This window comes from Nocardiopsis alba DSM 43377, assembly GCF_000341225.1.
In the GTDB taxonomy this organism is placed as follows: Bacteria; Actinomycetota; Actinomycetes; order Streptosporangiales; family Streptosporangiaceae; genus Nocardiopsis; species Nocardiopsis alba.
Map to the genome: position 1 here is coordinate 1 of NZ_ANAC01000002.1, position 14,289 is coordinate 14,289.

General features: G+C 69.9%; 11 protein-coding genes. 7 read left to right on the forward strand and 4 right to left on the reverse strand.

Translation table 11 applies throughout. From position 1 onward, the window contains the following. Nucleotides 1–1,237 (reverse strand): nucleotide disphospho-sugar-binding domain-containing protein (locus tag D451_RS26190; RefSeq protein ID WP_017533177.1); only part of this gene is annotated, 1,237 nt, incomplete at its 3' end. A gap of 275 nt (nt 1,238–1,512) precedes the next feature. Here D451_RS26190 and D451_RS0101625 point away from each other — a divergent pair. From D451_RS0101625 to D451_RS0101655, 7 genes are all read left to right on the forward strand, one after another. Further along, entirely contained in the window at nt 1,513–2,412 is a 900-nt protein-coding gene (locus tag D451_RS0101625; protein ID WP_017533178.1) for a sugar nucleotidyltransferase, read from the forward strand. 2 nt (nt 2,413–2,414) lie between these two features. Continuing rightward, nucleotides 2,415–3,410, forward strand: a complete 996-nt coding sequence (rfbB, locus tag D451_RS0101630) for a dTDP-glucose 4,6-dehydratase (RefSeq protein ID WP_017533179.1) — start codon at nt 2,415–2,417, stop codon at nt 3,408–3,410. A gap of 126 nt (nt 3,411–3,536) precedes the next feature. Continuing rightward, the gene (locus tag D451_RS0101635; protein ID WP_017533180.1) at nt 3,537–4,679 is read left to right on the forward strand and encodes an AMP-binding protein; all 1,143 of its coding nucleotides are present in this window, start codon (nt 3,537–3,539) and stop codon (nt 4,677–4,679) included. Further along, nucleotides 4,669–6,165: an aromatic amino acid ammonia-lyase gene (locus D451_RS0101640; protein WP_017533181.1), complete on the forward strand. Its 1,497-nt coding sequence runs from the start codon at nt 4,669–4,671 to the stop codon at nt 6,163–6,165. Before D451_RS0101635 ends, D451_RS0101640 begins: the two co-directional genes overlap by 11 nt. Further along, complete coding sequence (locus tag D451_RS0101645; protein WP_017533182.1) at nt 6,162–7,007, forward strand: SAM-dependent methyltransferase; 846 nt, start codon at nt 6,162–6,164, stop codon at nt 7,005–7,007. The genes D451_RS0101640 and D451_RS0101645 overlap by 4 nt, the downstream gene beginning before the upstream one ends. Nucleotides 7,008–7,152: 145 nt before the next feature. Then, nucleotides 7,153–9,708 carry a class III lanthionine synthetase LanKC gene (gene lanKC / locus D451_RS0101650; protein ID WP_017533183.1) on the forward strand — a complete coding sequence of 852 codons (2,556 nt, stop codon included), beginning with the start codon at nt 7,153–7,155 and terminating at the stop codon, nt 9,706–9,708. Then, entirely contained in the window at nt 9,708–10,562 is an 855-nt protein-coding gene (locus D451_RS0101655) for an ABC transporter permease (RefSeq protein WP_017533184.1), read from the forward strand. The genes lanKC and D451_RS0101655 overlap by 1 nt, the downstream gene beginning before the upstream one ends. Before the next feature lie 58 nt (nt 10,563–10,620). Here D451_RS0101655 and D451_RS0101660 read toward each other — a convergent pair whose 3' ends face one another. The 3 genes from D451_RS0101660 to D451_RS0101670 form a co-directional block, all read right to left on the reverse strand. Beyond that, nucleotides 10,621–11,847, reverse strand: coding sequence for a class I SAM-dependent methyltransferase (locus tag D451_RS0101660; protein ID WP_017533185.1), 1,227 nt, complete (start codon nt 11,845–11,847; stop codon nt 10,621–10,623). 101 nt (nt 11,848–11,948) lie between these two features. Further along, the gene (locus D451_RS0101665) at nt 11,949–12,929 is read right to left on the reverse strand and encodes an NAD-dependent epimerase/dehydratase family protein (RefSeq protein ID WP_017533186.1); all 981 of its coding nucleotides are present in this window, start codon (nt 12,927–12,929) and stop codon (nt 11,949–11,951) included. A gap of 5 nt (nt 12,930–12,934) precedes the next feature. Beyond that, entirely contained in the window at nt 12,935–14,248 is a 1,314-nt protein-coding gene (locus tag D451_RS0101670; protein WP_267880659.1) for a nucleotide sugar dehydrogenase, read from the reverse strand. Nucleotides 14,249–14,289: the final 41 nt, after the last annotated feature.

The window sequence follows — 14,289 nt, forward strand, 5'->3', positions numbered from 1 at the left end:
CGAACCGTGAGTGCTCGGCGGTCAGTCGCTCGATCCGCTCCACCAGCCGGTCCGGGGTGGGGGCGGCGTCCAACGCCTCGCGCAGTCGTTCCGCGGCCCGGGCCGCCTCCGGGTCCGTCATCAGCCGGACGGCCTCCTCGGCCACCGAGTCGGACTCCGCCTCGCCGTGGGGCAGGACGGAGCCGGCGCCGAGCGCGGCAAGGCGCTCCGCCGACGCGACCGCGTCGGGAAGTCCCGGATCGGGCAGGACCAGCTGGGGCACCCCGTGCCGGCCCACCTCGCAGAACGTATCGATGCCTCCCGCGTGCACCGCGAGCGAGCAGGTGGGGGCCAAGGCGTGCAGCGCCCCCTGCCCGACGGCCCGGGTGACGCCGGACGGCATCTCCGCGTCCTCGTCCTCCCCTTCGGGGAGCACGAGCACGATCTCGGTGTTCTCGAGTGTTCCGAGTCCGTCCAGTACCCGGCGCAGGGCCTTGTCGTCGGGGTCTCCTCCGGCGGCCCCGGTGGCGCGCCAATCCAGGAGTACCCGCCGAGGGGCGTCCGGGGCCGGGGTCTCTCCCGGCCTGTCGCGCAGCCAGGTGGGGATGGTGGTCTGGCCCCCGTAGTGGATGTGGCGTAGACGTTCGGGACCGTCCTGCGTTCCGTCCAGCACGGTGACCAGAGGGGTCAGGGAGAAACGGCCTCGTGTCAGTTCCTCGCCGAAACCGACGCCGTGGCGCTCGGCGTGGGGGGCCAGCCACTCCCGCAGCGGATCCTCGCTCCGGTCCGCTTCCGGCTCGGCCCGCCGGGAGAGGAAGTGTTCACGGAGGGCGCCGTGCAGATCCGGGCTCCACAGGAAACGCGCGTGAGCGGCGCCGCACGCCTCGGCGGCCACGGCGCCGGCGACCGTCGTCGGTTCCCACAGCACCAGGTGCGGAAGCCACTGCCGGCAGAGCAGGACGAGGTCGTCCAGGATCGGTTCGTTGACCGCCCTCAACCGTTCGTCGGCCAGGGTCCTCTGGACCGAGAGCAGGCTCTCCCAGGACAGGTCCGCGATCTCGCCGGGGTCCGGCAGGAGATCGCGTACGCCCGTGGCCGTTCTCGTCGCGTCGGCGGATCCGGGCGCCTCGCCCGAGGTCTCCTCGCCCACCGCGACCACGGTCAGGCCGGTGTCGGCCGCGGCGTCGACCAGTGCGGAGCGGGTGGCCACACGAACCTCGTGGCCCGCCGCCCGCAGGGCCCAACCCAGGGGGACCATGCTGAAAAGACTCGACCGTGAACCGTTGGCCGCTATGAGGACACGCACGCTCTACCAGTTCCCTTTCGATCGTCATCCGGGCGCGGCGCGCGGGGAGCGCGGCGGTCGCCCGGGGCCCGACCGCCCCGGGGTGGAAGAGGGTCGGGACGCGGGTGTCGAACGGTGAAAATAGCACGGCCCCGCCACCGCGGATAGGTCGGTGATTCGGCCTTGGTCTTCCCTTCCCCATTCTCTTGTACTGTGTCGCCGTCGTTCGACCCCGAACAGGAGCGAACATGAGGGGAATTCTCCTTGCAGGAGGACGAGGAACCCGGCTCCAGCCGGTGACTCGGGCAACGTCCAAGCAGTTGCTTCCGGTCTATGACAAACCGGTGATCTACTATTCACTTTCCGTGCTGATGCAAATCGGTATCCGAGAGATATTGATTGTCTGCGCCCCGGATGCGATGAGCGCATTCCGTGCTCTCTTGGGGGACGGCCGGCACCTGGGGCTCGAACTCTCCTACGCGGCCCAGGCCAGGCCTCGGGGGATCGCCGAGGCCCTGGTCATCGGCGAACCCCACATCGCCGGGGGCGACTGCGCCCTGATGCTGGGCGACAACATCTTCCACGGTCCGGGGCTGGGGGAGAGGCTGCGGAAGGCCGCCGCGGACCTCGACGGGTGCGTCCTGTTCGGCAAGGAGGTCGCCGAACCGCGGAGCTTCGGCGTGGCCGGGTTCGACGAGGACGGGGCACTGGTCTCCGTCGAGGAGAAGCCCGAGAACCCCAGGTCGAAACAGGCCGTGACCGGCCTCTACTTCTACGACGATCGGGCCTCCCGGATCGCCGCGGAGCTGAGCCCCTCGCCCCGCGGTGAACTGGAGATCACGGACGTGAACCGTTTCTACGTGGAGGAGCGGAGCGCACACCTCGTTCCGCTCGACGACGACTTCCTCTGGTACGACACCGGGACGGAGGAGTCGTTGTTCGACGCGGGCGCGCACGTACGCCGGTTGACGCACGAACACGGCCTCCGGGTCGGCTGTGTGGAACAGGTGGCCCTGGAAATGGGGTTCATCGACGCGGAGGAGTGTTTCCGTCTGGGACGCGAGATGGGCGACTCGCCTTATGGCCGATACGTGGTAGACGTGGCCCGAAGTCTCGACAGAGAATATCGCGAAGGTGAAGTCCTTTGAGAGTGCTGGTCACCGGCGGAGCCGGATTCATCGGCTCGAATTTCGTCCGACGATTGGTGTCGGGTCACTATCCGGGGTTCGGGGACGTCGAGGTCGTCGTGCTCGACAAACTCACCTATGCCGGAACACGTACGAGTCTCGAATCCGTTCTCGATGACCCGCGGGTCCGGTTCGTGCACGGGGACATCCGCGACGCCGACACGTTGGACGAGGTGCTCTCCGGGGTGTCCGTGGTCGTCCACTGCGCCGCCGAGACCCACGTCGACCGTTCGATCGCGGACGGGTCCGACTTCGTGACGACGAACGTGAACGGGACGTTCACCCTGCTCGATCGGTCGCTCAGGGCGGGTGTGCGCAAGTTCGTCCACGTCTCCACCGACGAGGTGTACGGGGACATCGGCACGGGGGCCTGGGACGAGTCCGACGCGCTGGAACCCAACTCCCCGTACTCGGCCTCCAAAGGTGCCTCCGACCTGATCGTCAGGGCCTTTCACAAGACCTACGGGCTCCCGGTGAACATCACCCGGTGCTGCAACAACTACGGCCCGTTCCAGTTTCCGGAGAAGCTGCTCCCGCTCTTCATCACCAACCTCCTCGACGGCGAGACGGTCCCTCTCTACGGGGACGGTACGAACGTGCGGGAGTGGATCCACGTGGACGACCACTGCGACGGCATCGCCCTGGTCGCCCTGGAGGGCGCCCCGGGACGGCGGTACAACATCGGCGCCTCCAAGGGCATGACCAACGAGCAGATCACCGGGATGTTGCTGGAGACGATGGGCGCCGATTGGTCCCGCGTGCGCTACGTGGAGGACCGCAAGGGGCACGACCGCAGGTACGCCGTCGACTTCTCCCTGATCCGACGCGAGCTGGGATATCGGCCCAGGATCGACTTCCGTTCCGGGCTGGAGGAGACGGTCCGGTGGTACACCGAACGCCGCGACTGGTGGGAACCGCTCAAGCACCGCATGGCGGTGACCGCCGAGAACGGCGCGTGAACGACCGGAGGGTCGGGGAGCGGCCGGGACACTCGTCCCGCCGGCGGGACGAGTGCGGCCCCATCATGGGCGCCGTCCGTCCCGAGCACCCGATTCGACATGTGGCAGGAGCACGAGGGAGGACCGATGACCGTGGTCGGTGAAGGCGGCACGGGATACGAGCGGATCACGGCGGCCCGGCTGCTCTCCGAGGGCCTGGAGGCCCCTCGGTTCACCGAACGGCCCTGGGTCGTGCGGTGGGACCTGGAGGCCCGGACCGCGCGGGACCTGCTCCTGGAGGCGATGCCCGAGGAGCTGCGCTTCCGGACCTCCGGCACCACCGGCGAGGGCCGGACCTGGGTCCGGAGCCGGGAACAGCTGTGGGACGAGGCGGGCCTGGTGGCGGACATGCTGGCCGGGGACGATCCCGAGGCCGTCCTGTCCTTCGCGCCGCCCCGACACCTGTACGGCATGATCGTCTCGGTGCTCGTTCCGGCCCGGCTGGGGCTCCCCGTCTGGTACCGGCCGCAGTTCGCCCCCATGCCCGAGGGCACCTCGCACGAGCGTTGGGCCGTCATGGCCATCCCCTGGACCTACCGCATCCTGAGGCGGCGGTCGTCCTGGACCCGTCGTATGCGGCGGTTGAGCCTGGTGCACAGCACCGCCAAGCTCCCGTCCGAGGCCGTGGAACTCCTGGAGGAACTCGGGGACTCGGGCTCGATCCTCGAACTGCTGGGCTCCACCGAGACCGGTGTGGTGGCGACCAGGCACTCTCGCTCGGGAGACCGCCACTGGCGGCTCTGCCCGGACTTCGAACTGGTGCGGCCCCGCCCCGGAGACGGCGAGGAACCCCTGGTGGTGAGCGGTCCCCGGCTCGCGCGCCCGGCCGAGGGGGGAGCGCCGACCGAGTGGCGGATGGACGACTACGTGACCGCGCTCGACGGGCGAACGATCGAGATGACCTACCGGCGCGGCCGACTCGTGAAGGTGAACGGCCGCAGGTTCGATCTCGACGCGCTGGAGGAGCTGGCCAGGTCCGCTCTCCCGTGCTCGGATCTGGCCTGCGTTCCGGTGACCGACCCCGTGATCGGTGAGCACTTCGACCTGCTCCTGGTGCCGAGGCCGGGGGACGACCCCGCGCGGATCGACCCGACCACGCTGCTGTCGCGGCTGCCCTGCCGCCCTCGCCGGATCGCGGTCGTCGAGGGGATCGACCGGTCGGACACCGGCAAGCTGAGGCGTCTCCAACCCGACCCCGGGCTGGAGCTGAGGAGGATCAGTGCAAAGTAGACCCCCGAGCCTGGGAGCCCTGCTCCGCGCGGCGGACTGGGAGGCCTCCATCGAGGCCGACGAGGAGGACGTCTTCCGGATGCGCTCCAGCGTGGGCGCCCTGGAGAAGGCGTTGGCCGACGGACGACTCGTCTATGGGATGAATCGCGGCTACGGGGCACTGGTGGAGTTCAGCGCCTCGGAGTCCGTGGACGAGCAGGGCAGAGGGCTCATCGCGCACCTGGGCACGGCCCAGGGACAGCCGCTCCCCGCGGAGGTGAGCCGGCTCGCGGTATGGATCCGGCTGAACAGCATGCGCTCGGGATACTCGTCGGTCTCCCCCGAACTCTGGGGCGGGTTGGCCGACCTGTGGAACCGCGGGTTCACCCCGGTCATCCCCCGTGACGGCACGGTGAGCGCCAGTGGAGACCTCCAGCCCCTGTCCTCGGCGGCCTCCGCGTTCGCCGGAGAGGGCGAGTGCTGGCACCGCGAGGACGACGGGACCCTCGTGCCCCGCCCGGCCGCGGAGGTCCTGGCCGAGCTCGGCGCGGACCCCGTCCGGTGGCCGGCCCGTGAGGCGCTCGCGTTCGTCAACGGTACGTCGGTCGGCCTGGCCCGCACCGTGCACAACCATCGCGAGGTCCTCTCCCTGCTCCGTGTGGGCGCCCTCCTGACCGGGAGGATGGCCACGCTGCTGGGGGCCGATCCGGTCGCCTATCACCCGGACCTGTCGATGGTGCGCGGTCAGGTCGGCCAGTCCACCGTGGCGGGCTGGATCCGCTCGTACATGCCGGAGTCCGCGGTCCGCGCGCCCTCGCGCCCGCTTCAGGAGCCCTACAGCCTCCGATGCGCCCCTCAGGTGCTGGGCGCGGTCCTGGACCAGTTGGACGCGATGGAGCCGATCCTTCTGCGCGAGGCGGTCGGGGTCACCGACAACCCGGTTCTGGTCGACGGCGAGGTGCTCCACGGGGGTAACTTCCACGCGATGCCCGTCGCGTTGAGCTCGGACCAGCTGGGGCTGTGCCTCCAACAGGTCGCCTTCCTGGCCGACCGGCAGCTCTCGCTCCTGTGCACCCCCGAGACCAACGGCGGGCTCCCGCCGATGCTCACCCCCCGGCCCGGCGCCGGAAGCGGTCTGGCCGGAGTGCAGATCAGCACGACCTCCTTCGTCAGCCGCATCCGCCAGCTCGTCACCCCGGCCTCGCTCACGGCGCTCCCGTGCAACAACGGCAACCAGGACCACGTCCCGATGGCCCTCAACGGGGCCAACGCCGTCTCCGAGGCCGTGGAGCACGCGTGGAACGTCCTGGGGTCCCTGGCCGTGGGTCTGGCCCAGTGCGCGGCCCTGACCGAGTCGGCTCCGGCGGACGGAGACCGGTGGCGGGACCTGGCCCGGATCTGCCCGCCGTTGGAGGCGGACCGGCCCTTGGCCGCCGAGGTCGTCGCCGCCAGGACACTGGTCCGGGAATGGGGCCGTGAGCTGGTCCTCGAGGAGGGAACGCCGTGATACCCGAGACGAACGGTGACTCCGGCGCCTTCACCGACGAGGCCGTCTGGAGCAGGCTGGACGCCGCCCACCTGCCCCTCGGCCCCTTCTCCGACACCACCATCGATCGCTTGATCCGCAGCGCGCGCCTGGGGTCCGCCCCTCGGATCCTCGACATCGGGTGCGGTCTCGGAGCCTGGATCCTGCGCGCCCTCGAACTGCACCCCGACGCTCACGGGGTGGGCATCGACATCTCCCGCAAGTACATGGATCGCGCAGTGTCCGACGCCGAGCGCCGCGGACTGGGCGAACGGTTCGTCGGGCACGTCGGCGACGCTTGGGACATGGACCTGTCCGAGGAGGGGTTCGACCTCGTCATCTGTGTGGGTCTGAGCGACCCCCTCGGTGGTACGGAGAAGGTCCTGCGGGAGCTGATCCGGCCCAGGCTCCGGGACGGAGGCCTGATCCTGCTGGGCGAACCGTTCTGGGAGCGGCCGCCGAACCAGGTCGCCCAGCGTGCCCTCGGTGTGTCCGCCGAGCGTTACCCGGACGCGGACGGCGTCTATGACCGGGTGATGGCCGGGGGTGGGCTGCCGATCGACGTCCACGTGAGCACGATCACGGAATGGGACGAGTACATGTGGGCCTGCGTCCGCGCGTTGGCCGAGTGGGGCCTCGACGACGCCCCCCACGAGCAGAGGGCGGGCATCCTTCGCTTCATGGCGGATTATCGGGACGCCTGGCTGCGCGAGATACGGGGGACCTTGGGTTTCACCACCCTGTTGCTGAGGCCGCTCCCCCTGCCGCTGAGTATTCTGACCGGCCGTCGCCCGGACTGGGCCGCCAAGCCCCGGACGCGGTGACCGCCCCCGCCCCGCGGTGAGACCGGGGCATTCCTGTGCGGCGCGCGTCACAGCGGTGCCCTCAGGCCTCCTCGCCCACCCATCCTCCCCTGGCCGCGGGGCCACCGCTCCCGCAGCCGGGACCCACCGAACGGAGTGTGACCCGGTGTTCGACAACATGGAGATCTACATCCAGGCGGACCCCCTCTTCTATGAGGACCCCCGCCGCTGGGTCCAGGGGCCGCCCTTTCTGAAGACCCACGGTTTCTCGGTGTCGGAACGGCGGGTCCCCGACGGTTGGTCGCGCCGGGACCACGGCCTGTGGACCCACGTCTCCCCTGACGGGGTCGTGCTTCCCGAGCAGGGCTGGAAGATCCACGTGTCGGCGACGTTGGACAACGGCGACGCGCTCTGCGACGAGGTCTGGGACTACTGCGTCGCCGAGGGTCTGCCCTTCAAGTACCTGCTGGATCGCAGGATCCAGTACCTGTGCAACTCCAAGTACGCGCCTCGCGGTTCCAGCGGCAAACTGATCACGATCTACCCCCGGGACGAGGAGGAACTGGAGAAGGTCCTCACCGGGCTGGGCGAGCGGGTCGGCGGTCACGAGGGGCCCTACATCCTCAGTGACCTGCGCTGGGAGCAGGGTCCGCTGTACGTGCGGTACGGGGCCTTCGCCGATCTCCAGTGCCTGGACATCGACGGCCGTCCGGTCCCCGCGATGCGGCGGCCGGACGGCGTACTGGTCCCCGACCGGAGGCGCCCCGGGTTCTCCGTGCCTCCCTGGGTGAGCCCGCCCGAGTTCCTCGAACGCCAGATGCGGGCTCGGGGCGGCTCGGAGGAGGCCCGCCCCTATCGGGTGGACAAGGCGCTGCACTTCTCCAACTCCGGCGGCGTCTACCTGGCCACACGCCTCAGCGATGGGGAGCGGGTCGTGCTGAAGGAGGCGCGGCCGCACACCGGTGTCGACGGCAACGGCGAGGACGCGATCGTCCGACAGGAACGTGAGAAGCGGGCCCTGCGCCGCCTCGACGGGATCCCGGGCGTTCCTCGTCTGTACGACGAGTTCACGATGGGCGGGCACGGCTTCCTGGTACAGGAGTACCGAGAGGGCCTGCCGATGTACTCCTGGTGCGCCGCCCACCATCCGCTGGTACTCCGGGCCCACCCCTCGCGGGAGGAGATCGCGGAGTTCACCGAGCGGATGCTGAAGGTGCTCCGGACCGTCGAGGAGATCGTCCGGGCGATCCACGATCGGGGGATGGTCGCCGGCGACCTGCACCTGAACAACGTGCTGGTCGGTCCGGACGATCAGGTGACGGTCATCGACTTCGAGCAGTCGTTCGAGGTGGGCGAGGACTGGACGCCGGGGCTGGGCGCCCCGGGGTTCATGGTCGCGCACCGCGAGGGCCGGGGCATCGACGAGCACAGCCTGGCGCTGCTCCGTCTGACGGCCTTCCTCGCCTTCGCCCCCATCTCGACGATGGCCCCGGGCAAGATCCGGTCCTACGCCGACCTGGTCGAGCGGACGTTCCCGGTGCCGCGCGGCTGGACACGACCGAGCGTCGAGCAGCTGACGGCCGGCGGTGAGGGCACCGACCCCGCACGGGACATCGAGTCCCCCGCGGAGCTGGAGAGCCTCCTGGCGGCCGGGATCAGGGCCGCCGCGACACCCGACCGAGAGGACCGCCTCTTCCCCGGGGACATCGAGCAGTGCGTCTCCGGCGGGTACGGGTTCGCCCACGGCGCGGCCGGGATCCTCTGGGCCCTGGACGTGTGCGGTCACGGTCGACGCCCGGAGTACGAGGAATGGTTCGTCTCCTCGGTGTTCCGGCAGCGTCGCCTCGCCCCGGGCTTCTACGACGGCGTGGCGGGCATCGCGTACACGCTGGACCACCTCGGATACCGGAAGGAGGCCGTGGAGCTGATCGACCGCCACTCGGACACCCCGACCGGCGGCCTCTCCCTGTTCTCCGGCCTGCCCGGGATCGGGGCGTCGCTGCTGCACCTGTCCCGGGACGGGGGCGAGCCCCGGTTCCTCGACAAGGCCCTCGAACTCGCCGACGAGATCGGCGATCGGGTGACCGGTGTCAGGCTTCCGGGGTCGGCGGGCACCGGGACCGAACTGCGCGCCGGACTCATGCGCGGATGGACCGGGGCGGCGCTCTTCTACGTTCGGCTCTACGAGCGCACCCTGGACGAGGGCTGCCTCGACCTGGCCGTGCGCGCGCTCCACCGCGACCTCGACCAGTGCACGGAGAACGACGACGGGGCCCTGCTGGTCAGTGATCGAGGGATCCGAGGCCTGCCGCATATCGAGGGCGGCGGACTCGGGCTGGCGCTGGTCGCCCAGGAGATCCTGGCGTATCGGGAGGACGGGCGACTGAGGGAGTCGATCCCGGATCTGGCCCGCTCGGCCCACCCCGTCCTCACGGTGCGAGGCGACCTGATGTTCGGCAAGGGAGGCCAGATCGCGGCACTCGCGCGCCTGGGGGCCGAGAAGAGCGCCGTCGACGACCGCGTCGACGAACTCCGCAGCTTCCTGGTGCCCTACAAGGGCGGACTCGCCCTGCCCAGCGGACGGGGGTTCCGTCTGTCCATGGACCTGGCCACCGGGAGCGCCGGTCTGCTGCTGGCCCTGGCCACCGCGAGAGGGAACGGAGGCCCCTTCCTCCCCCTCTTCCGTGACCTCTCCACCGACACCGGGGTCGGAGGCGCCTGATGAGTGCGGCCGTGTCCGAGCGGGTGGTCAATCGAGGTCTGTCCCACGACCTGCGCGTGGTGAAGGTGGTCCTCTACCGGGACCTGATGCGTTTCCTGTACGACGTCGGTCGTGCCATGGCGACCCTTCTCCAGGGCCTCATGATGCTCTTCGTGATCGGGGTCGGCTTCGGGTCGCTCATGCCCGACGCGCCCGGCGGGGTGGAATTGACGACGGTGATGTTCCCCGGGGTGATCGCGATGCTGGTCATCAGCACCGCCATCGCGTCGGCGGGGTCGGTCGTCTCCGACCGGGAGCACGGTTTCCTGCGGGAGATGCTCGCCTCACCGGCCCGGCGCGGCGCCATCGCGTTGGGCAAGGTGTGCGGCGGTTCCGTTCTGGCCCTGCTCCAGGGCAGCCTGCTCCTGATCATGGCGGGTCTGGCCGGGGTCCCCTATCACCCGGTGCTGCTCCTGCAACTGGCCGGACTCATGTTCGTCCTGGCCTTCACCACCTCCGCGCTGGGGGTGCTCACCGCGACCCTCGTGCGCCACCCCGAGGCCTTCCTCGGTATCTCGCAGATGGCCATCATGCCCCTGGTCCTGCTGTCCGGGGCCCTGTTCCCCATCGCGAACCTGCCGGCCTGGCTCAAGACCATGGCGCTGGTCAACCCGATCACCTACGCGGTCGACCCGATGCGCAGGGCGGTGTTCGAGAGGGTGGAGACCACCCCGGAGGCGGAGGCCCTGTTCAACCCCGGCGTCACCTGGTTCTCCTGGCAGGTGCCGGGGGCGGTCGAGGTCCTGATGGTCGGTGGTGCGGGGCTGCTGTTCTTCGCCCTGGCGGTCAGGAGGTTCGCCAGGATGACGGTCTGAACCGAAGACCCGTCCGCCACCGACCATCACACGCGTACACGCGAGGCCGGCGGGCCGATCAGGAGACGCTCACCTCGGGGACGTAGCGGATCCATCGGCCGCCGGCCTTCTGGAATTCCGTCTCCTTCGCCATGATCTCCTCGGCGTGGTTCCACGCCAGCAGGAGGGCGTAGTCGGGGTAGGCGCGGCGGTACTCCTCGGGCCCGCGCACCGGGATGTGCGTCCCGGGGGTCAGACGCCCCTGCTTGGCGGGGGTGCTGTCGCAGATGAACTCCACCAGGTCGGGGCCGATGCCGCAGAAGTTCAGCACGGTCGCGCTCTTGGCGGTGGCGCCGTAGCCCACGACCCGCTCACCGCGCTCCTTGATCCGGCGCAGCTCCGCGAGCAGGTCGGTGCGCACGCGCTCCACGTTCTCCACGAAACGGGCCAGGGTCGCGGGCGAGGTCAGCTCTCGCCGCTCCTCCTCGACCATGAGCAGCTTGACCGCCTCCGAGGCCTCACGGGCTCCGGCGTGCGCCAGGGTGTAGCGGATCTCGCCGCCGTGCGTGGGCAGGTGCTCCACGTCGACCAGTTCCATCCCGCTGAGCTCGGCCATCCTCGCCACCGACCGCGCGGTGAAGAAGAAGAAGTGCTCGTCGTAGATCTGGTCGAACGAGGTGCGCTCGACGATGTCCCCGAAGTAGGGGTCCTCGAAGACGAACACGCCGTCGGGGCCGAGGAGGGCCTTGATCCCCCGGAGGACGGAGTCGACGTAGGGGATGTGGGAGAAGGTGTTCGCCGAGAAGATCACGTCCGCGTGGCCGTGCTCGGCGAGGATCTCCCGGGCGACGGACTCCTCGAAGAAGTCCTTGCGGACCGAGACCCCCTCGGCCGCGGCGAGGTCGGCGACGCCGCCCGACGGCTCGACACCGAGGTGACGCACGCCGGCCGCGGCGACCGTCTTGAGCAGCACGCCGTCGTTGGAGCCGATCTCGACGACGAAGGGGTCGTCCGAGCTCATCTCGGTCTCCAACAGCCTGGTCGCGATCCCCTCGAAGTGCGCCCGCATGACCGTGGACCCGGAGGACAGGTACGGGTAGTCCTCGTGGAACATGCGCTCGCGGGGGACCTCCTCCATGAGCTGGGCCATCTGGCAGTCGGCGCAGGTGCCCACGGCGAGACGGTAGAAGAACTCGGGCTCCGGGGACTGCGGCAGCCGGAACGCGTCCGCCAAGGGCTGTCGTCCCAGGTCGATGAACTCGGTCACGAGACCTGAACAGATGCGGCACTCGGAAGTGCGGGCCATGAACTACTCCTTGTCGTTCGGTCGCCGCGGGCGGGCCACAGGCCGCCCGCCGCTGGAGGGGGAGAACCGTTACGGGGACGTGCGCGGATGCGGTCGCCGTGCTATTCGGGTGCTCTGTCCGGCCGGGCCAGCCACCAGGGGCTGGACCGGGCCCACTCGGTCGTCCGTTCGATCCCCTCCTGGAGCGGGGTGGTCGCGCTCCAGCCCAACAGGGAACGGGCCTTCGAGGCGTCGGGGACGCGGCGGTTCAGGTCCTGGTAGGCGGAACCGAAGCTCACACCGGTGTCCAGGTCGGCGATGTCGGCCTCGAGTCCGGTCGACTCGATGATCAGCTCGATCACGCTGCGGATGGAGATCTCCTCCGAACCGCCGATGTTGAAGCACTCGCCGTCGGCGACGGAGGAGCGGCCCACGAGAGCGGTCGCCTGCACCGCGTCCTCGATGTAGGTGAAGCTCCGCGTCTGCTTCCCCTGGTCGTAGACGACCGGGGCGATACCGCGCAACGCCCGGTGCAGACTCCGGCTGACCAGGAACGCGGGACGCTGCCGGGGCCCGTAGAGGTTGAAGTAGCGGATGATGGAGGCCCGCACCCCGTACTGACGCATGAAGGCGAACACGTAGTGCTCGGCCAGGGCCTTGCTCGACGCGTAGCCCCACCGGTCGGCCGTGGTCGGACCCAGCACGCGCTCGGCGTCCTCCCGCCACGGGACGTCGGGGTTCTTGCCGTAGACCTCGCTGGTGCTGGCGAAGACCACCTTCGCGCCCACCTCGCCCGCCAGTTCGAGGACGTTGCGCGTACCGACGACGTTGACGTCGATGACGTCCAGGGGGCGGCCCAGGTAGTTGTCGACGCCGACCACCGCCGCCAGGTGGTAGACGGTGTCGACGCCGTCGGTGATGACCTTCGCCAGCTGTTCCTTCTCACGGACGTCGCCCGCGACGAAACGGTCTCCCTCCGGGGAGGGGTGGTCCGTGTGACGGTCGGTGTCGAAGGTGATCACCTCGTCGCCCGTGGCCGTGAGGTGTTCGACCAGATGACTGCCGAGGAAACCGCGTCCCCCGGTGACGATGACTTTGGCCATGCTCGTTACCGTCCGATCCCGCGATAGGAGTAGCCCGCCTCCCGCAGCGATTCCACTGCGGGGACGGGGAGGTGGGCGCGTCCGTCGACGACGGCGCAGTTCGGGGCGACCTTGTCGCGCAGGAGGGTGAAGTCGATCCGCCGGAACTCTCCGTGCCAGGCGAGGAGCGCCAGACAGTCGGCGCCCTCGACCGCCGCGTCCAGCGACGCGCACGGCGTGGAGCCGAAGATCCGCTCCACCTCGGTCGGTTCGGTCAACGGGTCGTACAGGCGCACGTCCACCCCCGCCGCGCGAAGGTAGGCGACCGCGGGCGCGACCGGGGTCTCCCGCAGATCACCGGTGTCGTTCTTGAACGCCAGCCCCAGGACGGCGACGCGCGCCTCCTCCGGGGCCCTTCCGGCCCGCGCCAGCTCGTCCAGGATCAGCCGTGCGGTCAGCTCCGGCATCGAGTCGTTGACCTTACGGGCGGCGCTGATCATCTCCAGGTCGACGCCGTTCTCACGGGCGGCCCGCCACAGCATCCACGGATCCTTGGTCAGGCAGGATCCGCCGACCCCGACGCCGGGGAGGAGGATGTTGACCCGTCCGTTCCCCTTCGGGATGGAGTTGGTCGCCTCGATGACCTCGATGACGTCCACGTCGAACGAAGCGCAGACCTGGGCCAGCTCGTTCGCGAGGGCGATGTTGTGGTCGACCCACCAGTTGTTGGCCAGCTTGGCGAGTTCGGCGGACTCGGGGGAGGAGCACGAGACCACGTGGGCCCCGAGACCACGCCGCCAGAACTCCTCCGCGGCCGAGGAGCTCTCCCGGCACCACCCGCCGACGATCACCGGCAGGCTGCGCAGTTCGTCGAGGGCGGCGCCCTGGGAGAGACGCTCCGGGCAGAACGCCAGCCCGAAGTCCTCGCCACAGGTGAGACCGCCGCTCTCCAGCAGCGGAACGACCAGTCGTCGGGTCGTGCCCGGGGGGATCGTGCTCTTGAGGATGACCAGCTGACCGGGGCGCAGGTGTCGCGCGAGCTCCTCACAGCAGCCGCGAAGCTGGTCGTCCACCAGACGGCCGTGGTCGCGGGTCGGGGTGCCCACCGAGATCAGGACCACGTCGGAGTCGGACACCGCGCCGTAATCGGTGGTGAAGCGGAGTCTGCCCGTGTCCACGCCTTGGGCGATCATCTCGGGGAGTCCGGGGTCGCGGAAGCGGCTCACGCCCTCGCGCAGCCCGGAGACGGTCTTCTCGTCCTTGTCGACGCCGGTGACCTCCAGCCCGCTCTCGACCAGAGTCGCGGCGAGGCAGGAGCCGACGTATCCCATGCCGATCACGGATACGACAGGACCTCTTCCAACCGGCAGGAAACGCATGC